Here is a 23,256-nt window from a genome sequence, read left to right as displayed (position 1 = left end):
CGCAATCGGGCACCCCCGCCCCGAACGCGGCCCACCCAGGCGTGACCCCGCACACGTTCCGGCGCGGGGTTCAGGCTGAAATTCGGGGTCTGTGAGCCAGTTGGCTTGCGAGGATCAAAGGGGACGAATAGCGTTTCCTGCGAGCACCTCCTCCCCTGTGTGCTCGACGCCCCGCGCCTCCAGAGGCCGGGGCGTTTTCATTGGCGGGGCCCGTTTGCCCAGGAGACTCCAGGCGCGGCGCGTGCAGGCGTTACGACTCCCTTGCGCCGGGTGACTGCACGGCGGTCACCGCGCCCTGTTCGCACGCAAGATCGACTCGCGCGCGAACGGGTCCCTTGATCAGGGCTTCCCTAGTGCGCCAGCAGTTCGCCCAGGGCATGCAGCATGGACTGCAGGCGGACCTCGTGGCGTTCGCCATCGAAATGGCAGGTCTCGACACGGGCATCCTGGCCTCGCTGTTGCCAACCGAAGCAAACCGTGCCGACCGGCTTGGCGTCGGTCCCGCCCCCGGGCCCGGCGATTCCGGTGACCGAGAGCGCGTGATTCGCCCCGCTGCGGGCCAGCCCACCCTCGACCATTGCACGGGCCACCGCCTCGCTGACGGCGCCGTGTTGCTCGATCAACTCGGGCGGCACGCCAACCATCGCGGTCTTGGCGGCGTTCGAGTACGCCACCCAGCCGCATTCGAACCACTGCGAGCTACCCGGGATATCCGTCATCGCCTGCGCGATGCCGCCGCCGGTGCAGGATTCCACGGTGCACAGGCGTTCGCCCTTCGCCATCAGGCGCTCGCTCAGGTCATAAACCAAGGCCGACAGGCTCGGGGCGTCGGACTCGCGGAGGGTCAGGAGGGTGGTGCTCGATTCTGCCGTCATGGCGCGATCATCCCTCCAGATCGAAGGCGACCGCAACCCGCCAACCGTTGCCGGATGCGCCCTCGACGGGGGCGCAGCGCACCACGCGGCCGTGGCGCTCAAGACCCTCCAGGCGACCGTCCGGGCTTGGCACCGAAACCGTAATGCCCACACCGGCATCGGTCTCGCGCTGCGCCACAAAGGCGCAACCCATGGCGGAGAGGTCCTCCAACTGCACGCTGATGGACTCGCCACTGGAGCGCCAGGTGACGCGCGCCGCCGTGCTGACCTGCATCCGCCGGTGATCGCGCCGATCCTCTTCCCCGATCATGCTCGCCTCCTCCCTGACATCGCGTCGCTTGCGCTGTCCCGAGTGTGGCACAACTGCCGCACCTGACCCACCTGCCATGTCGGGCACTGCATCCGTATACTGCGCGTCTGCCCGGATCGAGCGCCGCCGGACCGATGAGCGCCGCCGCCCATACGCCGATCAGATGTCGCATTAGCCGGGCGATTCGCTGGCAGACCGCGCCACAGGGCAATGCCGGCCGCGCGAGCGCCGGCCCCCTGCTTGAGGGCGTTATAGGCAGGGGTGTGGAGCGTTAGTTGGCCTGCTTGCGGTCCGCATGGGCGCGGGATAGCGTGACTGAAGAGCACCACCCCCCTGTGTGCTCGGCGCCCCGTGCCTCCCCCCTGAGGCCGGGGCGTTTCTCGTTGGGGTACGGAGCCCGCACGGGAGCACCGGGGGGGGTGCCAACCGATGCCGCCGCGCGCGTGATACCGTGCGCGGCGAATCACCGAGCATTGGACAAATGTCTGATTGCAAATCCCGATTTTTTGGACAGCCGCTAACAAGTGACTGACAAGACGCCACTTTCCGCACACACCCCGATGATGCAGCAGTACCTCGGTATCAAGGCCGAGTACCCGGATACGCTGCTGCTCTACCGCATGGGTGATTTCTACGAGCTGTTCCATGAAGACGCCGAGCGCGCCGCGGGACTGCTCGATATCACCCTGACCCGGCGTGGCGAATCGGCCGGACAGCCGATCCCCATGGCCGGGATCCCGGTGCACACGCTGGAGAGCTATCTCGCGCGCCTGCTGAAGCTGGGCGAGAGCGTGGCCATCTGCGAGCAGACCGGCGCTGTCGGAGAACAGAAGGGCCCGGTCAAGCGCGAGGTCGTGCGCATTGTCACCCCCGGTACGGTCACCGAAGAGGCCCTGCTGGAGGCCCGCAGCATCAACCGGATGGTCGCGGTGTGCCCCGCCGGCTCGGCCGCGATCAAGGGCCGCAAGGAGGGCTACGGGATTGCCAGCCTGGAGTTCGCCTCCGGCCAGTTCCGCCTGCTGGAGGTGCGCGACGCGACCGAACTGGCCGCCGAGCTGGCACGGCTGGACCCGGTGGAATGCCTGATCCCCGACCAGGCCGCGCCCATCCCCGGGATCGAGGGCTTCGCCCCGCAGCGCCACGCGGACTGGCATTTCGACGGTGTCTCCGCCCGCCGGGTCCTGACCACCCACTTTGGCACCCGGGATCTCTCCGGCTTTGGCTGCGACGGCCTGGATCTCGGCATCGCCGCGGCCGGCGCCCTGCTCGCCTACGTGCAGAACCGCCATCGCGGGGATCTCGCGCACATCACCGGCCTGGCGCACGAGCTGCGCAGCCAGATGCTGGTGCTGGACCCGGCCACCCGCCGCAACCTGGAGCTGACCCGCACCCTGGGCGGCGAACGCCACGGATCCCTGCTGGCCCTGCTGGACACCACCCGCTCGGCGATGGGTTCACGCCGGCTGCTGCAATGGCTGCACCAGCCACTGCGCGACCGCGCCATCATCCGCGAGCGCCAGACCGCGATTACCGGACTTCTGGAGTCGGGGGCCACCGCGCCCCTGCGCGAGGCCTTGGCCGGCAGCGCGGATGTCGAACGCATCCTGTCGCGTATCGTCCTCGGCAGCGCCCGGCCGCGCGACCTGACCGCCCTGCTCGCGAGCCTCGAACGCCTGCCGCCCCTGCACCAGGCCCTGACCACCCCGCTGGCCGCCAGCGCGGCCTCCCTGCAGGCGCTGTACGACGCCCTGGCCCCGGAAGACGAACTGAGCGCGACCCTGGCCGCCGCCCTGGTCGAGGAGCCACCGCTGCGCGTCACCGACGGCGGCATGATCCGCGCCGGCTTCGATGCCGAGCTGGATCGCCTGCGCGCACTGGAGAACGATGCCGACTCGTTCCTGCGCGAGATCGAGGCGCGCGAGCGCGAGGCCACCGGCATCCCCACGCTGAAGGTCGCCTACAACCGGGTGCACGGCTACTACATCGAGGTCTCGCGCACGCGCTCGGCGGAGCTGCCCGGGCGCTTCATGCGCCGCCAGACGCTGAAGAACGCCGAGCGCTACACCACCGAGGAACTCAAGCGCTTCGAGGACGAGATCCTCTCCGCCCGCGAGCAGGCCATGGCCCGCGAACGCGCCCTGTTCGACGGCCTGATCGCCGAGCTCCAGGGTCGCGCCCCGCGTCTGCGCGTGATTGCGGACGCGCTGGCCGAACTGGATGCCCTGGCCTGCCTGGCCGAGCGGGCCAGGCGCCTGGACTGGCACTGCCCGGAACTGGTCGACACGCCCGGCATCCGCATCGAACAGGGCCGCCACCCGGTGGTGGAGGCCGGCCTGGATGCGCCCTTCGTCGCCAACGACACCGAGCTGGACCCCGAAGAGCGCCGGCTGCTGGTGATCACCGGCCCCAACATGGGCGGCAAGTCCACCTACATGCGCCAGACCGCGCTGATCGTGCTGCTGGCCTGCATGGGCAGCTTCGTGCCAGCCGCGCGCGCGCAGATCGGGCCGGTGGACCGGATCTTCACCCGCATCGGGGCCTCCGACGACCTGACCTCCGGGCGCTCCACCTTCATGGTGGAGATGACCGAGGCCGCCAATATCCTGCACAACGCGGGCCCCGAGAGCCTGGTGCTGATGGACGAGATCGGCCGCGGCACCAGCACCTTCGACGGCCTCGCCCTGGCGCTCGCCTGCGCCGAACGCCTGACGCGCCACAATCGCGCCCTGACCCTGTTCGCCACCCATTACTTCGAGCTGACGGCGCTGGCCGAACGCGAGCCGGCGGTCGCCAACGTGCACACGGATGCCATGGAACACGAACACAGCATCGTGTTTCTGCACCAGGTCCGCGAGGGGCCGGCCAATCAGAGTTACGGCCTGCAGGTAGCGCAACTGGCCGGGGTGCCGGCCGATGTCCTGAAGCTCGCGCGCCAGCACCTGCGCGAGCTCGAGGACCGCGCCGCCGAGAGCGACTCGCCGCAACTGGGGCTGTTCACGCCCAAACCGGACCCGGCCAACGTGGCCGTACCCGAACCCGAGCCGTACGAAGCGGAGGCACGCGCCCTGAAGGCCCTGTTCGACACGCTGGATCCGGACGACATGTCCCCGCGCGAGGCCCTGGATGCCCTCTATCGGATGAAAGACGCCCTGCGCGAAAAGTAGCCGCTGCGTCGGGGGTCAGTCGTCCGGATCCGCGGGCGTGACCGCCTCTTCCTTGGCATCGTCCGGATCGCCATCTTCCAGCACATCCGACGGGATCGCCGCGCTGTCCCAGCCGCCACCCAGCGCACGGAATAGCGTCGCGGTGGCCGCCAGCCGATCGCGCGAGGCCTCGGTCAGGGTCAGGCTCGCATCCAGCAGGGCGCGACGCGCGTCCAGCACCTCCAGATAGCCCACGAAGCCGCCAAGATAGCGCCGCTCCGCCAGGTCAAGGACCTCGATCCGGGCACGCATCTCGCGCTGGCGTGCCTCCACCCGCTCGCCTCCTGCCCAAACAGGGCCGCCAGATTCAGGCTCGGCAACCATTCGGCCCGCGCCTGCACCACACGGGCCGCGGCGATCCCGGCGTCGAGGTCGTTCTCCAGGGCGTCGCGCACCAGGCGGTCGAGCCGCGGGTCCTCGAACCTCTCCCACCAGAACTCGGCATCGGCGGAGTCCTTGTCCATCTGCTCGCCAACCGCCCCCGGCCACGCCTCCGGGAGGGCGACCTCCGGGCGCTCGTAGTCCGGCCCCACCGCACAGCCCGCCAGCACGAGGGCCACACGGGGACGCCACCGACCCATCCCGTAAAGGCTGTTGCAGCCCATCGGATCCCGAAATGACGCCGGCCCGCGCCCGGGATTCACGACGCCGGTGGTGGAGGCGTTACAATGCCGCCATATCCTGTCGGCAGGGCCAGGGACACGTGCCGCCGCGACCATGACCGGGCCTCAAAAATCCCGGTCAACTGACTGAATTCAAAGGGAGACAAGCATGGCTTTCATCGTTCTCGATAACTGCATCAAGTGCAAGTACACCGATTGCGTCGAGGTCTGCCCGGTCGACTGCTTCCATGAAGGACCGAACTTCCTGGCCATCGACCCCGACGAATGCATCGACTGCACACTGTGCGAGCCGGAATGCCCGGCCGAAGCCATCGTGCCGGAGGACGATGTCCCCGAAGACCAGCTTCAGTTCATCGAACTGAACGCCGAACTCGCCCGCACCTGGCCGGTCATCACCGCGCGCAAGGACCCGCCGGCCGACGCCGAGGAATGGGACGGCGTGGAAGGCAAACTCCAGTACCTGGAACGCTAACCCCGGCAAGACCTGTCCCAGCCAGCCGCCAGCCTGGGCGCAGCTCACAGTCAGGAGCTGCGCCACCACCCGGGGAGCGGCCCCTCCGCTGGCGGCGCGCAACGCCCACCAACCCTGCTACGCATCCGCGCCAGGAAGTGCTTGCCGCGCGGCCGCCTCCGCTGACGGCCGCATCGTCCCGCGGGCTGCCCTGCACGCAATGGATGATCGACCCAGTACGAGAAGGCCGGACGACGATCCGGGGCTCGGAAGTGCCGCCTCAGGCGGCAGGGCGATCGGGGAACAGGTGGCGGGGAATCCACCACAGGTACACCATCATTCCGATCAGCTCGACCAGGGACTGGAACACCACCACGACCACGGCGAGTTCCAGCCCCTGCGGCAGGGCGAGCGCGATGGGCAGGACCACGAAGGAGTTGCGCGACCCGAGGCTGAAGGCGAGCACCCGCCCTTCGGCCACCGGCAGGCCGAAGGCCCGGGCCAACGCCCGCGCCAGCAGGGCCGCGACCACCAGGAAGCCGGCGAAGATCAGCAACAGCGGGAACAGCACACCGGCACCGTCCAGCACCGTGTTGAACTGGGAGGCCGCGATGATGAACACCACCACGGCCAGCAACGGGACCGGCAGCCAGGCCATGCCCGAGATCAGGTGTCCGCGGCCGGGGTCGTCGTCGGCCCAGCGTTCGGTCAAGTACGCCAGGATCAGCGGGACCAGGATCAGGCCGGCAAAGGCCTTCAGCACGTCCTCGCCAGCCAGCGCCAGGGTGAATTCGCCGCCGAAGAACAGCCACAGATAAAGCGGCAGCAGCGCCAGCTGCATGAGCAGCGAGATCGGGGAGAAGGCGATGGCGCGGCGGGTATCGCCGCCGCCGAGATGGGTAAAGGTGATGAACCAGTCGGTGCAGGGCACCAGCAGCACGAGGGCGATCCCCAGCAGGATCGCCGGATCGCCCGGCGCCACCTGGAGGATCGTCCAGACCAGCGGCGGGATCACCACGAAGTTGCCGATCACCGCGGCCAGCAGCAAACGCGGCTCGCGGAACGCCTCGCCCAGGTGGAGCAGCGGCGTCTGCGTGAATGTGGCGTACAGCAGCACCCCGAGTACGGGCCAGAGCACCACATCCAGCCACTCGCTGGCCTCCGGCGCGGACAAGCCCAGGAAAAGCCCCAGTGCGATCGTCACTAGGTAGATCAGTACCTGATACTGCTCCAGCCGCTCACGCATCCGCGAACGCGGCTCCGGCACGACACAAGGCGTTTACCAGAGCCAGGTTTCAGGTTGCTCGATAGCGCGGTTGTCGTTGTTGGCCAGCAGGCCCTTGATGCAGCGCACCAGCAGCCAGATCACCAGGGCGAGGAAGATCACGAAGCCGATGCCGATCGGCGTCGTGATGACCCCGAGCACGGCAAACAACAGCCCGATCCAGAACGTGCGGATCTGGTAGGTGAAGTGGGAGACGCTGACGGTATCGGCCTCGCCGCGCTTGATATAGGCAATGATCAGACCGGCGATGGCGGTCAGCGCGGTCAGGAAGCTGACCAGATAAAGCACGTATACCACGGTGACCATGGTGGCATCCTTGCGCGGGCCGAGCGTGGGCTCGCTCACGTCGCTGCGCACAACTTCCGGTTTCGGATCTTCGGACACTTCGCACCTCCTGTGGCGTGAATGACGGGGACCAACTTATCAGACTCGCCCGATGCCTATCCGGGCCCGCCCAGCACGATGAGCAGGATACCGACAAGGGCAAAGAAGAACCCGGCCAGTTGCACCCGTGACATGCGCTCGGCCTGGAACAATCGCGCCATCAGCGCCGTCGGCGCCGGGGACAGCGCCCCGGCCACCGCGATGATCGACAACAGGCCCATGCGCACCGCGACCACGAAGGCCAGAGTGGCCGCCGCCTGTAACAGACCTGCCAGCGACAGCAACACCAGGGTCGAGCGGCTCATCCCCAGCTGCGGACGGCGGATCAGCATCACCACCAGAAGGGCCAGGGCACCCACTGCCGAGGTCGCGACCACCGGCCACAGCGGCGAGCCGGCCTCGGCCTCGTTGAGGAACACGAATATCAGACCGAAGCAGGCCCCCGCGATCGCCGCGTCGAGCAGGCCACGAACCGGATGCTCCCCCCTCGCCAGCGCCATCAGGCCACGTACCGGTTCATCCAGGTTGCGCGGACTCGCCTTGCGCGCCCCGCCAGAGATCATCCCGATCGCGATCACGATCGCGGCGATCCCGAGCAACGCCAGCAGCCCCGGCTGTTCACCCAGCGCGAGTCCGACCAGCAGCGGCACCAGCGCCGAGATCACCCCGGTCACCGCAGCGACCAGCCCCATCGAACCCTGGGCCAGGCCGTGGTAGTACGCCAGCAGGCCCAGCGCCAGAGCAAGCCCCGCGGCGCCACCCCAGATCAGGGCCTGCGCTCCAGGCAGCCCCGCCAGTGGAAGGGCGATCACCAACAGGGCCGCGGTCGCAAGGATCTGCGAATAGCAGGCCACCACCAGCGCCGGAATGCGTCGCGAGGCCAGCCCGCCGAAGAAATCGCCGGCGCCAAACCCCAGGGCCGTCAGCAGGCCCAGAAAGAACGCCAACTCAGACCCTGCCGCGGTTCGAACCCATCATGCGCGGGCTTACTCGTGCGCGCCGTCGAGCATGTCCTTCAGGGCCTCTTCGCTACCGGCATGGCCGACGCCGGTCACCACACCCTCGGTGTCCAGCAGGATCACGGTCACCTGCTCGCGCTGATGCGGCAGGAAGCCAGCATCGGCCGCGCTGGAGGTCACCACGATGGAATAGTCACGCGCCTGCATCCGCGGCAGCACCACGTTCTGCATCGGTTGCGCCGGCATCTCGTGGATATCGGCGATGTAGATGATGCCCAGCGCATCGCGCGCCTCGGCACCCATGCCATCCAGCACCGCGTTGGCCACACCGGCCGGCGCGGCCTCCACGGTCTTCAGGATCACGCGGGCGTTGCCCGGCAGCTCCACCGGATTGCCGTGCTGGTCGTTCAGGGTGCGCTCGGGAAAGGGCTGGCCTTCGGCGAACTCGGGCTCCGGGCCACCGCCGGACATGCAACCGGCAACAAGCCCGGCCGCGGCCAGCAGGACGGCGGGCAGAAAGGATCGGGCGATACGGGACATGACAGTTCTCCTGCGAGTCAGAACATGGAATCGAGCGCGCAGCACGGGCGCGCTTTAGCGCCGCCGATGGTAACGCATCGAGTGCGTCAGTAGACTGCAACGACCTTCACGACCGACGCCTGCATGCTGTATTCGCTGATCAAACTGCTGCGCCCGCACCAGTACATCAAGAACGGGTTCGTGTTCCTCGGCGTGGTGTTCGCGCACGAGTGGGGCGAACCCGGCACGGTGCTGGCGGCCAGTCTCGCCTTCCTCGCCTTCTGCGCGATCGCCAGCGCCGTGTACGTGCTGAACGACATCGTCGATGTCGAGGCCGACCGCCAGCATCCGACCAAGCGCGACCGCCCCATCGCCAGCGGTGCGATCAGCGTCCCCACCGCCTGGGCGATCTTCGCAACGGCGGCGGTCCTCGCGCTGGTCCTCGCGGCGATGGTCAGCACCTGGGTCATCGCGCTGATCCTGACCTACCTGGTGCTGAACGTGGCCTATTCCTGGTCGCTCAAGCACATCGTGATCCTTGATGTATTCAGCATCGCGGCCGGCTTCATGCTGCGCATCCTCGCCGGCACCCTGGGCCTGGGCATCGAGCCCTCGCAGTGGCTGCTGCTGTGCGGCCTGATGCTGACGCTGTTTCTCGGCTTCGCCAAGCGCCGCGCGGAGCTGGCCGACGACACCATCGAACGCCGCGGCAACGCCGATCGGCCGCGGCGCGTACTCGACGACTACAGCCTCAGCCTGCTCGATCAGTTCACCTCCATCAGCGCCGCCTGCACGGTACTCGCCTATGGCCTGTACACCGTCAGCGCGGAGACCATGGCCCTGCACGGCACCGACGGGCTGATCTATACCCTGCCGTTCGTGATCTACGGCATCTTCCGCTATCTGTTCCTGCTGCACGCCCGCGGCGGCGGCAACGACACCTCGCGCGACCTGGTCACCGACCCCCACCTGCTGGCCACCGTCGCGGTGTGGCTGGGGGTCACCATCCTCGTGCTCGCATGAGCGCGGTGCATCTCTCGGGCTGGCGCCTGCGCGCGGTGGTGCTCTCGATCATCGTCGCCGTTGCGCTGTATCTCGGGGTCGCCCTGTGGGCCGGGGCGGACGAGGTGTGGCGCGCCCTGAAGCTGGTGGGCATCGGCGGACTGCTGCTGGCGCTGGGCCTGTCGCTGGTGAACTACAGCCTGCGCTTCACCCGCTGGCAGTTGTACCTGCGCACCCTCGGCCATGCCGTCCCGGCCCGCGCCAGCCTGCATATCTACGTGGCCGGGTTTGCCCTGACCACCACCCCGGGCAAGGCCGGCGAGGCCCTGCGCGGCGTGCTCCTGAAGCGCCGCCGGGTGCCCTACCCGGACAGCTTCGCCGCGTTCGTCTCCGAACGCCTGTCCGACCTGATCGCGGTGGTGCTGCTGTCCATGCTGGGCCTGACGCTGGTCGCACAGGGCACCTGGCTGATCCTGGTCGGCGCGGCCTGCATCCTCGCTGCGCTGGTGGTGCTCGCCTGGCGCCGGCCGCTCGTGTGGCTCCAGGCCCTGAGCGACCGGCCCGGCCGGCGCCTGTGGCGCACCCTGCACCACCTGGTCACTGTGCTGCTGCAGGCGCGGCGCTGTCACCGCCCCGCCCTGCTGGCCGGCGCAACGACCCTCAGCGTGATCGCCTGGAGCGCGGAGTCCCTGGCCTTCTGGTGGATCCTCAACGCCATGGGCTTCGAGGCCGGCTTCGCCTTTGCCGCCTTCGTCTTCGCCCTGGCCATGCTGGCCGGCGCGCTGAGCTTCCTGCCAGGGGGACTGGGCGGGACCGAGGCGGTGATGGTCGCCCTGCTGCTGTGGGCCGACATGCCGCCGGCCGACGCGGTCGCGGCGACGATGCTGATCCGCTTCACCACCCTGTGGTTCGCGGTGATCCTCGGCCTGGTGGCACTGGCCACCAATCCCGAGGCCCACGGCCGCGAACACCCGGACGAGCACCATGCGTAGGCGCCTCGCTCTCACCACGTCATGGCGAAGCCCTGTAGGAGGCCAGCCCCCTGGCCGATGGGGTGCAACCAATGCCCCAATCGCCCGGAGGGCCGGGCTCCTACAGGTTCGAAGCCACAGAGCCGCAGGGTCCGCAAGATTCTCCTGGTGCCATCCCGACATCGTCGTGCGCAACCGACATTCCACAACCCCGTCATTGCGAGGACCCGCAGGGGCCGGGGTACAAAAGCGCGTAGCGCGTCGAACGGCCGCAGGCCGGCCCGAAGGGCGAGTGCAGCGAGTTATCCCCCAATGCCGGGAACAGCTTCTGGAGATTGCCGCGGCCCCTGCGGGGCCTCGCAATGACGGGTACGGGAAAGGCGCCGGAGGCCTTGCATGACCGCCAGCTGGAACCGTATCCCGCGGGTCGAGCACGCCGCCGAGGTCGCGCTGGGCTGGCGCGGTCGGGCCTTGCCCGATGTGCCGCGGCCTCTGCTCGCCCACGGCCTGGGGCGCAGCTATGGGGACGTCTGCCTGAACCCGGAGGCCTCGCTGCTGCACACCCCGGGGCTGGATCGCTTCGTGGCCTTCGACGCAACCACCGGAGAGCTCACCGCCGAGGCCGGGGTATCGCTGGATGCGCTGCTGCGCTTCGCCGTGCCGCGCGGCTGGTTTCCGCCGGTGGTGCCCGGCACGCGCTTCGTTACCCTGGGGGGTGCGATCGCCAATGACGTGCACGGCAAGAACCACCACCAGGCCGGCAGCTTCGGCGACCATGTACGCGCCCTGACCCTGCGTCGTTCCGATGGCCAGGTGCTGGAGGTCACCCCCGAGAACACGCCCGACTGGTTCGCCGCGACCGTCGGCGGCCTGGGCCTGACCGGCCTGATCGAGACCGTGACCCTGCAACTGACCCCGATCCGCAGCGCCTGGATGCGCGCCTGGTCGCAGCGCTTCGAGTCTCTGGAGGCGTTCTGGGAGCTGAATGCGCAGGCCGAGCGCGAGTGGCCCTACACCGTCGCCTGGATCGACTGCCTGAACCCGGGAGCGGGCGGGCGCGTCGGACGCGGCATTTACAGCGGCGGGCGCCATGCGACCACCGCGCCGCGCAAGGACGCCTGGCACGAACGCCGCCGCAGCATCCCGCTGGACCCGCCGGTGTCGCTGGTCAACCGTCTGACCCTGCGGGCGTTCAACCACCTCTATTACCGCCAGCCGGTGCACGCCACGCCGCGCGCAGTCCACCACCGGCCGTGGCTGTTCCCGCTGGACGCGATCCGGCACTGGAACCGAATCTATGGGCACAACGGCTTCTACCAGTACCAGTGCGTGCTGCCACCAGCGGCTTCAAAGGACGGCGTACAGGCCCTGCTGGATGCCATCGCCGCCAGTGGCCAGGGCTCGTTCCTCGCGGTGCTCAAGACCTTCGGCGACCGCGCCGCGCCGGGCCTGCTGTCCTTCCCGCGCCCGGGTGCCACGCTCGCGCTGGACTTCCCGGAAAAGGGCCGCGACACCGAACGCCTGTTCGCGCGCCTGGACGCGATCGTGCAGGAGGCCGGCGGTGCCCTGTACCCTGCGAAGGACGCACGCATGCCGGCCGACGTCTTCCGCCAGGGGTTCCCCCGCTGGGAGGCCTTCGCCGAGTATGTGGACCCCGAATTCTCCTCCGGCTTCTGGCGCAGGGTGACTGCATGAACCCAATGAACAACGTTGTCCTCTTTGGTGCCACCTCGGCCATTGCCTCCGCGGCGGCGCGGGAGTTGGTGGACACCGGTGCCCGGCTGTTCTGCGTGGCCCGCGACGGCGAGGCGCTGGAGGCCCTGCTGGCCGACCTGCGGGTGCGTGGCGACGACCCGGACGGCGCCCGCATCCTCGGCGCCACGGCGGATCTGGCCGACGTCGACGGCCACGCCGCCATCTGGCAACAGGCGCAGGAGGCCCTGGGCGAGGTGGACAGCGTGCTGCTGGCCTGGGGCACCCTGCCCGACCAGGCGGCCTGCAACGCCTCGGTGGACGAGACCCTGCAAGCGATCCACGTGAACGGCACCAGCGCCATCGCCCTGCTCGCCCGCATCGCGCCGGACTTCGAGGCCCGCGGCCGGGGCGTGATCGCCGCCATCGGCTCGGTCGCCGGCGACCGCGGGCGCCAGAGCAACTACGCCTATGGCACGGCGAAGGGCATGCTCGCGATCTACCTGCAGGGGCTGCGCAACCGGCTGTTCTTCAGCGGCGTGGACGTGGTCACGCTCAAGCCCGGCTTCGTGCGCACCCCGATGACCGAGGGCTTCAACCGCGCCGGCGCCCTGTGGGCCGAACCGGAAACGGTCGCCCGGGGCATCGTCCGCGCCATGCACCGTGGCCGCGACGTGGCCTACCTGCCCGGCAAGTGGTGGGTCATCATGACCATCATCCGCCTGATCCCCGAATACCTGTTCAAGCGCCTCAAGCTGTAACGACCATGTCCGCCCCCACCCGGCCCGGCCCCGCGCGGCAGATCGTGCTGTTCGACTTTGATGGCACCCTGACCCGGCGCGACAGCCTGTTCCCCTTCCTGCGCCACGCGCTGGGGACAGTGGAATTCCTGCGCCGCCTGCCGGACTGCCTCCCCGCGCTGACCGGCCTGGCGCTGAAGCGCCTCTCCAACCAGGACGCGAAGGAGGCCGTGCTGACCCGTATGCTGGCCGGCGAGACCCTCGCCCACCTGCAGGCAAAGGGCCGCGAGTTCGCCGAGGGCCGCCTGGACCGTCTGCTGCGCCCGGCGGGCATGCGTGCGCTCCAGGCCCACCAGACCGCGGGCCATGACTGCGTGCTGGTGTCCGCCTCGCTGGATCTCTGGCTGCAGCCCTGGGCCGAGCGCCACGGCCTTGCCGGCGTAGTCAGCTCGCGCCTGGCGGTCGATGACAGCGAACGCGTGACCGGGCGCCTCGACGGTACCAACTGCCGGGGCGCGGCCAAGCCGGCCGCCATCGCCGCCTGGCTGGCGACCCTGCCCCCGGAGGAGCCGGTGGACCTGGTCGCGGCCTACGGCGACAGCGACGCCGACCAGCCAATGCTGGAGCTGGCCCGCAGCGGCTACCGGCTGCGTCGGGGCCGCTTCCGGCGCGTCCACGGACCCGCCCTGGAGGGTGCCCCCGAGTGAGACCGACACCCAACTCGTGGCCGTGGCTCGCGCGCCACTACGGCGCGATCCTGCTGGCCGTCCTGCTGGTCAAGATCGGCATGGCATGGGCGCTGCCGATCACCGGCGACGAGGCCTATTTCCTCATCTGGGGCCATAACCCGGATCTGGGCTATTACGACCACCCGCCGATGATCGGCTGGTGGCTCGGCGCCATCCTGCCGCTGTCGGACCACCCGCTGGCGATCCGCGCACTGGGCATCTTCGCCTCCATGGCCCCGGCGCTCGCGGTCTTTCTCTGGTGGCGGCATACCGATCCGGTCCGGGCGCGCCTGGTCTCCCTGCTGGCGCTGTTCATGCCGCTGTTCTTCATCGCGGTCATCACCGCGACGGACACCCCGCTGATCCTGTTCGCCCTGCTCGCCACCGGCCTCGCCTGGCTGGCGCTCCGCACCGGGCGCGCGGCCTATTTCCTGCTCGCCGGGCTGGCCCTGGGGTTGGCGTTCCTGTCCAAGTACTTCGCGGTGCTCCTGGGCATCGCGCTGGGGCTGCACATCCTGCTGTTCGCGCGGCAGCACTGGCGCGGCCTCTTGCTGATCATCCTCGGCGTGGTGCCGGCGGTCGCCCTCAATCTGTACTGGAACTGGGACAACTGCTGGTACAACGTGATGTTCAACGTCGTGAACCGGCATGGCGACGGCGGCTTCGACCCGGGCAACTGGCTCACCTACGCGATCCTGCTCGTCTATCTGTTCACGCCCTGGCTGCTGTGGTTCTACGCCCGCCAGTGGCGCGCCCTGGCCGCCGGCATCCGCGAGTACCAACTGGGCGTGTTCCTCTCCGCCGGGCTGATCCCGCTGATCCTGTTTGCCCTGCTCGCCCCGTTCAAGAGCATCGGGCTGCACTGGCTCGCCGCCTTCGCGCCCTTCCTGCTGCTGCCCGCGCTGTTCCTGGCCCGACGCTCGCTGACGCTCGGCGTCTGGCTCTCCGGGGCCCTCGCGATGCTGCACGCCGTCGCGATCCTGACCCTCGCGCTGATGCCGGTGGAATGGCTGAAGGGCCAGGACCGCTACGCCGACGCCGTGTTCTACCTGGCCCCGGAATCGGTGGCCGGGGTGGTGGGCGAATACGACGCGGACTGGCACGTCTTCACCCGCAGCTACTCGCGCTCGGCGGTACTGGGCTACTACGCCGGCCGCGAGGTCGGGGTGTTCGGCCCCGGCTCGCACTATGGCCGCCAGGACGACCTGCTCACCGACTTCCGCGCGCTGGACGGCGCCAACCTGCTCTACGTCCCCACCCGCGGCGAGCTGGACCCGGCGCATGTGGAGCCCTTCTTCGACGAGGTGCGCGTACGCGAAGTGACCATCCGCGGCGTCGCCTGGGCCCTCGCCGAGGGCCACGGCTTCGACTACGCCGCCTACCACGACCAGATCCTGCAACCGGTACTCGAACGTTACTACGACCTCCCGGACTGGCTGCCCGAGGGCCGCTGCGACTTCGTCGAGCGCTATACCACCGGGCCATGAGAGGCTACGCGGGCACCACCGGAACCGAGACCGGTTCAAAGCAGTCCCTTGCCTGGCGCGCTAGAGTAGGACCACGTTTCAACATCGGAGACCACCCTGATCATGCCTATGGCCATCCAGTCTTTTCGACACGTCCGCCGCAGCCCATTCGTTGCCATTGTTGCGCTGTTGCTCACGGCCCTCGCCGCCCCGGGGGCAGCGCAGGACATGGGACAACCCGGCCAACCGCAGCAGCCCGTGCAGCAGGAGCCGGAAACCACCGTCTACCAGGACTGGGAGGTCGCCTGCATCGACACCCCGAACGGCGAGCGCTGCCAGATGCAGCAGACCCTGCAGATTCAGGACGAACAGGCGCAGGGACTGTTTCTGCAGGCCACCATCCGCCGTGACGGTGACCAGCATGTGATCGAGGTGCTGGTGCCGCTGGGCGTGGATCTGCGACCCGGTATCCGCATGCAGGTCGATGACGCGGGCGAGGAAATGGACGCCGGCTACGTGACCTGCGTGCAGCAGGGCTGTGTCGCCGGACGCGAACTGAACAGCCAGCAGATGAGCTCGCTGCGAGGCGGGCAGGCCCTGACCGTGGCCTTCCGCGCCCTGCACCAGGAGCAACCGTTCGTCTTTGACGTGTCCTTGATGGGGTTCACCGACGCCAGCAACGAGCTGAGATAAGAGCGCCAGGATCACCTCGGCACCTCCGCCAGTCAGCGACTCGATGACGCCCGCGTCTCGCTCCTCGCAACCGAACCCCGGCTTCCCGGGACGCGCGCGGTCACGTGGCAGGCGGGCGATCGGGACTGCGGCCGCGGCCGCGCTGCTGTGGTGGGTACTCGCGGGCCACGAGGCCCTGCTGGAACCGCTGGCCCTGCTGGCGATCGTTCTGGCCGGTAGCGCCAGCCTGCTGCTGCCGACCGGCCGGCCGCTCCCGTTACGCCTGCGCGCCCTGCCCGGCCTGCTGGGCTTTTTTCTTCGCAACTCGTTTCTGGGCGGCCTGGATGTCGCGCGCCGCGCCCTGGATCCGCGCCTGCCAATCCATCCGGCGTTCGTCACCTACCGAACCGAACTGGCCCATGGGCCGCCGCTGACCCTGTTCATGGCGGTCATTAGCCTGTTGCCCGGCACGCTCAGCATTCGGCTGGAGGGCCGGTTGTTGACCCTGCATGTGCTGGATCGCGACGCCGACACCCGGGCGGCGCTGATCGCTCTGGAACGACGCATCCGGGCCGCCTTCCGCGACCCGCGTGACCACCGCGACAAACGCAACGGGCAAACCTCGTGAGCGTCTTCTACCTGGCCGCGGCGCTGTTCCTGCTGGGCACCATCCTGCTGGGTCTCGTTCGGGTACTGCGCGGGCCGGGTTCCGGGGACCGGATGCTGGCCGCGCAACTATTCGGCACCACCGGGGTGACGATCCTGCTGCTGCTGTCGCTGGCACTGGAGGAATCCGCCCTGGTGGACGTAGCCCTGGTCTTCGCACTGCTGGCGGTGGTCGCCGCCGTGGCCTTCGTCCGCCAGCACGGCCTGCCGGAACCGCCGGATACCCCGACCCACCGCCAGCATCCCGAGTCCACGGAATCAAGGGAGTCGAACGATGATCGCTAATACCCTGACCGTACTCCTGCTCCTGGCCGGGCTTGTGTTCTTCGCCGCCGGCACCGCCGGGCTGCTGCGCTTCCCCGACGTCTACTCGCGCCTGCATGCGCTGACCAAGGCCGACAACGTCGGGCTCGGGCTGGTGGTACTCGGACTGATGTTCCAGGCCAGCGGTCCGGCGGACATCCTCAAGCTGCTGCTGATCTGGCTTCTGGTCCTGGCCGCGGGGACCACCGCCGCGCACATGGTGGCGCAACGAACCTGGACCCACGGGGAGTTCGAGTCGGATCGATGAACGGGCTGCTGGTCCTCTTCGATCTGGTCCTGCTGGCCGGCATCGTCGGGGTAGCCTGGCGCTGCCTGGCGAGTACCGACCTGTTCCGGGCCGTGGTGCTGTTCATTACCTTCGGATTGCTGCTGGCGCTGGCCTGGGTGCGGCTGGAGGCCCCGGACATCGCGCTGGCCGAGGCCGCGATCGGCGCGGGCATCACCGGGGCCCTGCTTCTGGTCACGCTGGAACGCCTGCGCAGCATCATGGCCGAGCGGCGCAGTGGCCGCCCGCATACGCCCCCGCCCGACCCCACCGGGCCGCATGCCCTGCTGCGGGCGCTGCACGACCCACCGCCCGAACGCCGGACCTTTATCCCCGCGCTGAGCTTTGCCCTGGTGGTCGGTGGACTGCTGGTCACGGCGCTGTGGCACCAGCCGCATTCCACCGGGCTGGAACCGGTAGTGGATGCCCACATGGACATCTCCGGCGTCGATCACCCGATCACCGCGGTGCTGCTGAACTTCCGCGCCTACGACACCTTCCTCGAGCTGGCCATCGTGCTGATCGCGCTGCTGGGCGCCTGGTCCCTTGGGCGACATGACCTGATCCCGGCGCGTCCGGCCCCGGGCCCGATCCTGCCCGGCACCCTGCGCCTGCTGGTCCCGGTCGCGATCGTCACCGGGGTGTACGTGCTGTGGGCCGGGAGCCACGCCCCCGGCGGGGCCTTCCAGGCCGGGGCCATCCTCGGCGCAGCCGGGATCCTGCTGGTACTGGCGCGGCCCCGCCAGCTGCCGATGGCGCCGGGGGTGCCGCTGCGCCTGGGCCTGACCGCCGGCGTCGCCCTGTTCCTGCTGGTGGGGCTGTACGGCCTCGTGGCCGGACACGGCTTTCTCGGCTATGCGGACGCCTGGGCCTACCCGCTGATCCTCCTGATCGAGGTCGCGGCGACGCTGTCCATCGCACTGGCCCTGGTGGCCCTGTTCGTGGCCGGGCGCCCGGCCGGGGACGACGCATGAACGGCCTGGCCGAAACGCTGGCCCACACGCTGGCACCGGGCCTGTTGTACCCCACCGCTGGCGCCATCCTGTTTGCCCTGGGGCTGTACGGGCTGATCCGCCGGCACCATCTGGTCCTGCGCATCCTGGCCCTGAACATCATGGGCTCGGGCGTGTTCATGGTGCTGCTGGGTGTGGCCGCCCGCGGCGAGGGCCCGCCGGACCCGGTGGCGCAGGCCCTGACCCTGACCGGCATCGTGGTCGCGGTCAGCGCGACCGCCTTCGCCCTGGCTTTGGTGGTGCACCTGACGCGGCTGACGGGCCATGCAGTGATGCTCCCCGGGCCACCGGACGACGACGCCCCGGTGGAAGACATCTCGCGCGGAGAACATCACGCCGACGGCGGCCCCGCCGCCTCGGACGAGGATCGGCCCTCGTGACCCCGGCAAATGCCGAGTGGCTCCCGGCGGCGATCGCCGGGCTGGTCGCGCTGTCGCTGGTAGTGGCCGTATTGGCGACGGCCTGGCCGCGCCAGGCCCATCGCGTCGGCCTGCTGGGGGCGCTCGCGATCACGGCCTGGGTGCTCGGTCTGAGCGCGCTGTTCCTGAACGCCGGACCGGATCCGGAGGCCGCCGCGACGCGGGTGGCACTGGGGGGCTGGGAGGCGCCACTGGGCCTGATGCTGCATCTGGACGGGCTGTCCATGACCCTGCTGGTGCTGACGGCCGTCGTGGGGCTTGCGACCAGCCTCTATAGCCTGGGCTATGTGCATGATCGCATCGAGCGGCGCCAATTCTGGCCCTTGTGGCTCTGGCTGTGGGCCGGCCTGAACATGCTGTTTCTCTCCGGCGATGCCTTCAACCTGTACATCACGCTGGAGGTGGTCTCGCTGTCGGCAGTGGCATTGGTCGCCTTCACCGGAACGGCCGCCGCGGTCTCCGGCGCGGTGCGCTATCTGCTGGTCAACATCCTCGGCTCGCTGAGCTTCCTGATGGGGGTGGTGCTGCTGTTCGGAGAGCACGGGGTCCTCGACCTGCTGCTGCTGGAGACGCGCACCGAGGCGGGCCCCACAGAACGCATGGCTGCCGTACTGATGACCGCCGGGCTCATGCTCAAGGCTGCGCTGTTCCCGCTGCATGTCTGGCTGGCGCCGGCCCACGGTTCGGCCCCGGCGCCGGTCAGCGCGGTGCTCTCAGGGCTGGTGGTCACCGGGTCGTTCTATCTGATCCTGCGTCTGTGGATGGGCGTGTTCGCCCCGCTGGCCACCCCGGCCTTCGGCATCCTCGTCGGGATGCTCGGCGTGGCGGCGCTGGTCTGGGGCTCGCTGCAGGCCCTGCGCGCCGGCCGCCTCAAATCGATTGTGGCCTATTCCACCGTGGCCCAGTTCGGTTATCTGCTGGTGGCCTTCCCGCTGATGCTGGTGGATCCGGGTGCCTGGCGGGTGGTGGTGTTCTTCGCGGTCGTCCACGCGCTGGCCAAGGCCTCGGTCTTCCTGGCGGCCGGCACGCTGCAGCACGCCGCCGGGCATGATCGGCTGGCCGATCTCGGCGATGTACTGCGGGCGCGGCCGCGCACGGTCTTCGCCCTGGGGCTGGCCGGCGTCAGCCTGATGGGGCTGCCGTTCACTGGCGGCTTCATCGCCAAGTACCTGCTGCTGGAGGCCGGTCTGGGCACAGTACTGGCCGGCAGCGTGATCGGCGTGCTGTGGGTGCTGGCGATCGCCGGCGGCGGCCTGCTCGCGGCGGCCTACATATTGCGGATGGTGGCCCCGGCCTTTCACCGCGGACACGAAGATGCCGGCGAGGCGGTCTCGCCGTGGATGGACTGGGTGCCACTGGGCCTGGCGACTGTCGCGGCGCTCGCCGGGCTGGCCGGGACGCTGACCCTCAACACGCTCGCGCTGACGCCGGGGGCCCCCTGATGGACGGCGGCTGGCTGCTGCTCGCGATCCTGTTCAGCTCCCTCGGGCCGGGGATCGCGATCTTTTTCCTGCCCGAGCATCGCCAAGGCCTGCGTACCGCGCTGAACCTGGGTGGCGCCGGCACCAAGCTGGCACTGGTCGGAGTCCTGCTGGCCGGGGTGCTGCGCGGCGACGAATACCGCTTCAGCCTGCCGCTGATGCCGGGCATCGACCTGGTCCTGGCCGCCGATGCGTTGTCGCTGCTATTCGCCAGTCTTTCGGCCGTGCTGTGGTTCGTGACCACCGTCTACGCGATCGGCTACCTGGAGGGTTCGCCCCGGCGCAGCCGCTTCTTCGGGTTCTTCTCGTTGTGCGTCAGTGCCACGGTGGGCATTGCTCTGTCCGGCAACCTGATCACCTTCCTGATCTTCTACGAGATCCTGACGCTGGCGACCTGGCCGCTGGTGGTCCATCGCGGTACGCCGGCGGCGCTGCGGGCCGGACGGCTCTATCTCGCCTACACGCTGACCAGCGGGCTGGTGCTGTTCACGGCGATTGTCTGGCTCACGCTCCTGGCCGGAGCCGAGGGCTTCACCCCGGGCGGGTACCTGGACGGTCTCGCGGAGACGCACGCGACCACCCTCCAGATCCTGTTCGTGCTGCTGATGATCGGCTTCGGGGTGAAGGCGGCGCTGGTGCCGCTGCATTCGTGGCTGCCCATTGCGATGGTCGCGCCGGCGCCGGTGAGCGCGCTGCTGCACGCCGTGGCCGTGGTCAAGGCCGGCGCCTTCGGCATCATCCGCGTCGTCAACGACGTCTATGGAACCGAGCTGGCCATCGAACTGGGCCTGACCGCCGGGCTTTTGGTGGTGGCCGCGATCACCATTGTCTACGGTTCCATCCAGGCCCTGCGCACGGACGACCTGAAACAGCGCCTGGCCTTCTCCACCATCAGCCAGGTCTCCTACATCATCCTCGGCGTGGCGCTGGCCGGGCCGCTGGGCATCATCGGCGGGCTGGTGCATCTGGTGCATCAGGGCATCACCAAGATCACCCTGTTCTTCTGCGCCGGCAACTTCGCCGAGACCCTCGGCATCCACCGCATCAGCGAGCTCGACGGGGTCGGCCGGCGCATGCCGCTGACCATGCTCGCCTTCACCCTCGGGGCGCTGGGTATGATCGGCCTGCCACCGCTGGCGGGATTCGTGACCAAGTGGCATCTCGGGCTGGGGGCGCTGGAGGCCGGCATGCCCTGGGTGCTGGGCGTGCTGGTCCTCAGCAGCCTGCTGAACGCCGCCTATTTCCTGCCGCCGGTGATCCGTGGCTGGCTCGGTGAGCGCCGCGAGCCGTGGCACGAACCGCTGCAGGCGCATGCCGGGCCGACCCGCTTCGAGACCCACTGGATGCTGCTGTTTCCGGTAGTCTTCACCGCTGCGCTGGGCCTGCTGGTGGGACTCTTCGCCGGGCTGGGGCTGAGCCCGCTGGGCTGGGTCAGCCTGATCGTGCGGCGCGACTATTCGCTGCCGGAGTTCGGGCTGTGAGCAGCATCCTCCTGCTCGCCGTCCCACTGCTGCCGTTGCTGCTGGCGGTATTCATCGGCCTGCGCCCGGGGCAGGCGCGGCTGAACCGCCTGGTCCCCTGGGCCGCGCTCCCCGGGCTGCTGCTCGCCGCCCTGGCCCCGACCGGGCTGGAGGCGACCTTCGATAGCCTGCTGATGGGGACCCACCTGGCCGTCGACCCAACCGGGCGGGCGTTTCTGGCCCTGACTGCAGGCCTTTGGCTGGCAGCCGGACTATTCGCCCTCGGCGAGCGGCGTGACGACGTCCGGCGCGAGCGCTTTTACGTGTTCTGGCTGCTGGCCCTGGCCGGGAATCTGGGCCTGGTCCTCGCGCAGGACGCGGCATCGTTCTACCTGTTTTTCTCCCTGATGAGCCTCTCCGCCTACGGGCTGGTGGTCCACTCCGGAAAGCCGGAGGCGTGGCGCGCCGGGCGGGTGTACCTGATCCTCGCGGTACTGGGCGAGGTCCTGCTGCTCGCGGGCCTGCTCCTGGCCGTCCACGCCGCAGGGCAATCCAGCCTGGCGGCGGTGGCAGCGGCCCGCCCCGAGGGCTGGGCGCTCGCACTGCTGGTCGTAGGCCTGGGGATCAAGGCCGGCATGCTGCCGCTGCACTCCTGGCTGCCCCTGGCCCACCCGGCGGCCCCCGTGCCGGCCAGCGCCGTGCTGTCCGGGGCGATGATCAAGGCCGGGCTGCTGGGCTGGATGCGGTTGCTGCCGCTCGACGCCACCGGGCATGCAGTGCTGGGCGAGACCCTGGTCCTGCTGGGCCTGGCAGCGGCCTTCCTCGGGGTCCTGGTGGGCGTCCTGCAGGTACGACCGAAGACCATCCTCGCCTACTCCAGCATCTCGCAGATGGGACTGATGACGGTCGGCATAGGCCTGGCCCTGTTGCTGCCGGAGGCGCGCGGCTGGCTGCTGGCCGCCGTCACGCTGTACGCCGTTCACCACGGCCTGGCGAAGGGCGCGCTGTTCCTGACGGCGGGGATGCAGAACCAATGGCCGGGTACGCGCCTGGCCCGGGCCGCGTTTGTCCTGTTCACCCTGTTGCCGGCCCTGGCGCTGGCCGGGTTGCCGTTCACCAGCGGCGCGCTGGCCAAGAACACGCTAAAGGGCCCGCTGGCCCCCGACGCGCTGCCCGGCTGGCTGGCGCATACGGAGTTGCTGCTGACCCTCGCCGCAGCGGGCACCACCGTACTGCTGCTGCGTTTCCTGTGGTGCTGGCAGGCCGGGCTGCGGGCACCCGCCAACGGACTTGACCGGCACCGGTGGTGGGCCTGGGGCAGTCTTGCACTGACGGGGTTGTTGCTCCCGTTCGGGGTCCTGGTCGTCGGGCCCGGCGGCCTGCCCGTCGAGCCACGGGATCTGTATGGCCTGGCCCTGCTGTGGCCGATCGCCCTGGGGCTCGTCCTCGCCGGCATCGCCTACCGGCTGATCCGTGACCGCGAGACCCCACGCGTGCCGGAGGGCGATCTGGCCGTGCTGGCCGAGGCCGCCTGGAGTGCCGCCCGCCGTACCCACCGAAGCCTGGCCCTGCGACCACCCCGGCCGCACCGGATGCCGGCACGCCTGCGGCTACTGCGCCTGAAACTGCGCCAGCGTCTGGAAGACGCCGAACGCGTCCTGACGCGATGGGAGACCATCGGGCTGCTGTTCTCCGCCGCGATGCTCGGGCTCTACCTGACGTTGCTGGTCGGATAGCCCCTAACACGG

At 69.4% G+C, this 23,256-nt stretch carries 23 protein-coding genes and 1 pseudogene; 17 read left to right on the top strand and 7 right to left on the bottom strand.

Going from position 1 to position 23,256, the window contains the following annotated elements; translation table 11 throughout:
* Positions 1–350 precede the first annotated feature (350 nt).
* On the bottom strand, positions 351–875 hold the full coding sequence (locus B0684_RS08530; RefSeq protein WP_018177050.1) for a CinA family protein: 525 nt from the start codon (positions 873–875) through the stop codon (positions 351–353).
* Between the two features lie 7 nt (positions 876–882).
* Positions 883–1,185 carry a PilZ domain-containing protein gene (locus B0684_RS08525; protein ID WP_018649858.1) on the bottom strand — a complete coding sequence of 101 codons (303 nt, stop codon included), beginning with the start codon at positions 1,183–1,185 and terminating at the stop codon, positions 883–885.
* Between the two features lie 563 nt (positions 1,186–1,748).
* Between B0684_RS08525 and mutS the strand changes: the two genes are divergently transcribed.
* On the top strand, positions 1,749–4,349 hold the full coding sequence (mutS, locus tag B0684_RS08520) for a DNA mismatch repair protein MutS (RefSeq protein WP_018649857.1): 2,601 nt from the start codon (positions 1,749–1,751) through the stop codon (positions 4,347–4,349).
* 15 nt (positions 4,350–4,364) lie between these two features.
* Here the strand turns inward: mutS and B0684_RS14030 are convergent.
* Positions 4,365–4,969: pseudogene (locus tag B0684_RS14030) on the bottom strand (TolC family protein).
* Between the two features lie 190 nt (positions 4,970–5,159).
* On the opposite strand from B0684_RS14030, the gene fdxA reads away from it, so the two are divergent.
* Positions 5,160–5,483 carry a ferredoxin FdxA gene (fdxA, locus tag B0684_RS08510; RefSeq protein WP_018649855.1) on the top strand — a complete coding sequence of 108 codons (324 nt, stop codon included), beginning with the start codon at positions 5,160–5,162 and terminating at the stop codon, positions 5,481–5,483.
* 259 nt (positions 5,484–5,742) lie between these two features.
* Here the strand turns inward: fdxA and B0684_RS08505 are convergent, their stop codons facing one another.
* The 4 genes from B0684_RS08505 to B0684_RS08490 are packed head-to-tail and all read right to left on the bottom strand — an operon-like array spanning position 5,743 to position 8,630.
* Complete coding sequence (locus B0684_RS08505) at positions 5,743–6,708, bottom strand: arsenic resistance protein (RefSeq protein WP_018649854.1); 966 nt, start codon at positions 6,706–6,708, stop codon at positions 5,743–5,745.
* 33 nt (positions 6,709–6,741) lie between these two features.
* Positions 6,742–7,131: a DUF4870 family protein gene (locus B0684_RS08500; RefSeq protein WP_018168632.1), complete on the bottom strand. Its 390-nt coding sequence runs from the start codon at positions 7,129–7,131 to the stop codon at positions 6,742–6,744.
* Positions 7,132–7,187: 56 nt separating this feature from the next.
* Positions 7,188–8,078, bottom strand: coding sequence for a DMT family transporter (locus tag B0684_RS08495; protein WP_018168631.1), 891 nt, complete (start codon positions 8,076–8,078; stop codon positions 7,188–7,190).
* A 39-nt stretch (positions 8,079–8,117) separates the two neighbouring features.
* A complete protein-coding gene (locus B0684_RS08490) occupies positions 8,118–8,630 on the bottom strand; it encodes a hypothetical protein (RefSeq protein WP_018649853.1) in 513 nt (170 codons plus the stop codon).
* A gap of 123 nt (positions 8,631–8,753) precedes the next feature.
* Between B0684_RS08490 and B0684_RS08485 the strand changes: the two genes are divergently transcribed.
* The 15 genes from B0684_RS08485 to B0684_RS08415 all read left to right on the top strand — a co-directional run bounded on the left by B0684_RS08485 (position 8,754) and on the right by B0684_RS08415 (position 23,244).
* A complete protein-coding gene (locus B0684_RS08485) occupies positions 8,754–9,632 on the top strand; it encodes a decaprenyl-phosphate phosphoribosyltransferase (protein ID WP_018649852.1) in 879 nt (292 codons plus the stop codon).
* Positions 9,629–10,603, top strand: a complete 975-nt coding sequence (locus B0684_RS08480) for a lysylphosphatidylglycerol synthase transmembrane domain-containing protein (RefSeq protein WP_018649851.1) — start codon at positions 9,629–9,631, stop codon at positions 10,601–10,603. The genes B0684_RS08485 and B0684_RS08480 overlap by 4 nt, the downstream gene beginning before the upstream one ends.
* A gap of 375 nt (positions 10,604–10,978) precedes the next feature.
* Entirely contained in the window at positions 10,979–12,277 is a 1,299-nt protein-coding gene (locus B0684_RS08475; protein WP_018649850.1) for an FAD-binding oxidoreductase, read from the top strand.
* Positions 12,278–12,282: 5 nt separating this feature from the next.
* On the top strand, positions 12,283–13,035 hold the full coding sequence (locus B0684_RS08470; protein WP_018649849.1) for an SDR family oxidoreductase: 753 nt from the start codon (positions 12,283–12,285) through the stop codon (positions 13,033–13,035).
* 5 nt (positions 13,036–13,040) lie between these two features.
* Positions 13,041–13,721, top strand: a complete 681-nt coding sequence (locus B0684_RS08465) for an HAD-IB family hydrolase (protein WP_018649848.1) — start codon at positions 13,041–13,043, stop codon at positions 13,719–13,721.
* Complete coding sequence (locus tag B0684_RS08460) at positions 13,718–15,229, top strand: ArnT family glycosyltransferase (protein ID WP_018649847.1); 1,512 nt, start codon at positions 13,718–13,720, stop codon at positions 15,227–15,229. The genes B0684_RS08465 and B0684_RS08460 overlap by 4 nt, the downstream gene beginning before the upstream one ends.
* A gap of 102 nt (positions 15,230–15,331) precedes the next feature.
* On the top strand, positions 15,332–15,901 hold the full coding sequence (locus B0684_RS08455; protein ID WP_026313027.1) for an invasion associated locus B family protein: 570 nt from the start codon (positions 15,332–15,334) through the stop codon (positions 15,899–15,901).
* Between the two features lie 43 nt (positions 15,902–15,944).
* On the top strand, positions 15,945–16,508 hold the full coding sequence (locus tag B0684_RS08450; protein ID WP_018649845.1) for a Na+/H+ antiporter subunit E: 564 nt from the start codon (positions 15,945–15,947) through the stop codon (positions 16,506–16,508).
* The gene (locus B0684_RS08445; RefSeq protein ID WP_018177035.1) at positions 16,505–16,831 is read left to right on the top strand and encodes an MrpF/PhaF family protein; all 327 of its coding nucleotides are present in this window, start codon (positions 16,505–16,507) and stop codon (positions 16,829–16,831) included. Before B0684_RS08450 ends, B0684_RS08445 begins: the two co-directional genes overlap by 4 nt.
* Positions 16,821–17,117: a monovalent cation/H(+) antiporter subunit G gene (locus B0684_RS08440; protein WP_018649844.1), complete on the top strand. Its 297-nt coding sequence runs from the start codon at positions 16,821–16,823 to the stop codon at positions 17,115–17,117. Before B0684_RS08445 ends, B0684_RS08440 begins: the two co-directional genes overlap by 11 nt.
* On the top strand, positions 17,114–18,109 hold the full coding sequence (locus B0684_RS08435; RefSeq protein WP_018649843.1) for a hydrogenase subunit MbhD domain-containing protein: 996 nt from the start codon (positions 17,114–17,116) through the stop codon (positions 18,107–18,109). The genes B0684_RS08440 and B0684_RS08435 overlap by 4 nt, the downstream gene beginning before the upstream one ends.
* Complete coding sequence (locus B0684_RS08430) at positions 18,106–18,528, top strand: cation:proton antiporter subunit C (protein WP_018649842.1); 423 nt, start codon at positions 18,106–18,108, stop codon at positions 18,526–18,528. Before B0684_RS08435 ends, B0684_RS08430 begins: the two co-directional genes overlap by 4 nt.
* Entirely contained in the window at positions 18,525–20,009 is a 1,485-nt protein-coding gene (locus B0684_RS08425; protein WP_018649841.1) for a complex I subunit 5 family protein, read from the top strand. The genes B0684_RS08430 and B0684_RS08425 overlap by 4 nt, the downstream gene beginning before the upstream one ends.
* Positions 20,009–21,529, top strand: coding sequence for a complex I subunit 5 family protein (locus B0684_RS08420; protein ID WP_018177031.1), 1,521 nt, complete (start codon positions 20,009–20,011; stop codon positions 21,527–21,529). The genes B0684_RS08425 and B0684_RS08420 overlap by 1 nt, the downstream gene beginning before the upstream one ends.
* Entirely contained in the window at positions 21,526–23,244 is a 1,719-nt protein-coding gene (locus B0684_RS08415; protein WP_018649840.1) for a complex I subunit 5 family protein, read from the top strand. The genes B0684_RS08420 and B0684_RS08415 overlap by 4 nt, the downstream gene beginning before the upstream one ends.
* Positions 23,245–23,256: the final 12 nt, after the last annotated feature.

Source organism: Thioalkalivibrio versutus (genome assembly GCF_001999325.1).
Classification (GTDB): domain Bacteria; phylum Pseudomonadota; class Gammaproteobacteria; order Ectothiorhodospirales; family Ectothiorhodospiraceae; genus Thioalkalivibrio; species Thioalkalivibrio versutus.
This window is presented reverse-complemented; position numbering and strand designations above follow the sequence as displayed.

Excerpts from the sequence above, each read along its gene's own strand:
- mutS (WP_018649857.1), top strand. The coding sequence starts at position 1,749 with ATGCAGCAGTACCTCGGTATCAAGGCCGAGTACCCGGATACGCTGCTG.
- B0684_RS08475 (WP_018649850.1), top strand. The coding sequence starts at position 10,979 with ATGACCGCCAGCTGGAACCGTATCCCGCGGGTCGAGCACGCCGCCGAG.
- B0684_RS08525 (WP_018649858.1), bottom strand. The coding sequence starts at position 1,185 with ATGATCGGGGAAGAGGATCGGCGCGATCACCGGCGGATGCAGGTCAGC.
- B0684_RS08440 (WP_018649844.1), top strand. The coding sequence starts at position 16,821 with ATGATCGCTAATACCCTGACCGTACTCCTGCTCCTGGCCGGGCTTGTG.
- B0684_RS08450 (WP_018649845.1), top strand. The coding sequence starts at position 15,945 with ATGACGCCCGCGTCTCGCTCCTCGCAACCGAACCCCGGCTTCCCGGGA.
- fdxA (WP_018649855.1), top strand. The coding sequence starts at position 5,160 with ATGGCTTTCATCGTTCTCGATAACTGCATCAAGTGCAAGTACACCGAT.
- B0684_RS08455 (WP_026313027.1), top strand. The coding sequence starts at position 15,332 with ATGCCTATGGCCATCCAGTCTTTTCGACACGTCCGCCGCAGCCCATTC.
- B0684_RS08430 (WP_018649842.1), top strand. The coding sequence starts at position 18,106 with ATGAACGGCCTGGCCGAAACGCTGGCCCACACGCTGGCACCGGGCCTG.
- B0684_RS08435 (WP_018649843.1), top strand. The coding sequence starts at position 17,114 with ATGAACGGGCTGCTGGTCCTCTTCGATCTGGTCCTGCTGGCCGGCATC.
- B0684_RS08490 (WP_018649853.1), bottom strand. The coding sequence starts at position 8,630 with ATGTCCCGTATCGCCCGATCCTTTCTGCCCGCCGTCCTGCTGGCCGCG.
- B0684_RS08465 (WP_018649848.1), top strand. The coding sequence starts at position 13,041 with ATGTCCGCCCCCACCCGGCCCGGCCCCGCGCGGCAGATCGTGCTGTTC.
- B0684_RS08530 (WP_018177050.1), bottom strand. The coding sequence starts at position 875 with ATGACGGCAGAATCGAGCACCACCCTCCTGACCCTCCGCGAGTCCGAC.
- B0684_RS08480 (WP_018649851.1), top strand. The coding sequence starts at position 9,629 with ATGAGCGCGGTGCATCTCTCGGGCTGGCGCCTGCGCGCGGTGGTGCTC.
- B0684_RS08420 (WP_018177031.1), top strand. The coding sequence starts at position 20,009 with ATGGACGGCGGCTGGCTGCTGCTCGCGATCCTGTTCAGCTCCCTCGGG.
- B0684_RS08470 (WP_018649849.1), top strand. The coding sequence starts at position 12,283 with ATGAACAACGTTGTCCTCTTTGGTGCCACCTCGGCCATTGCCTCCGCG.
- B0684_RS08485 (WP_018649852.1), top strand. The coding sequence starts at position 8,754 with ATGCTGTATTCGCTGATCAAACTGCTGCGCCCGCACCAGTACATCAAG.
- B0684_RS08505 (WP_018649854.1), bottom strand. The coding sequence starts at position 6,708 with ATGCGTGAGCGGCTGGAGCAGTATCAGGTACTGATCTACCTAGTGACG.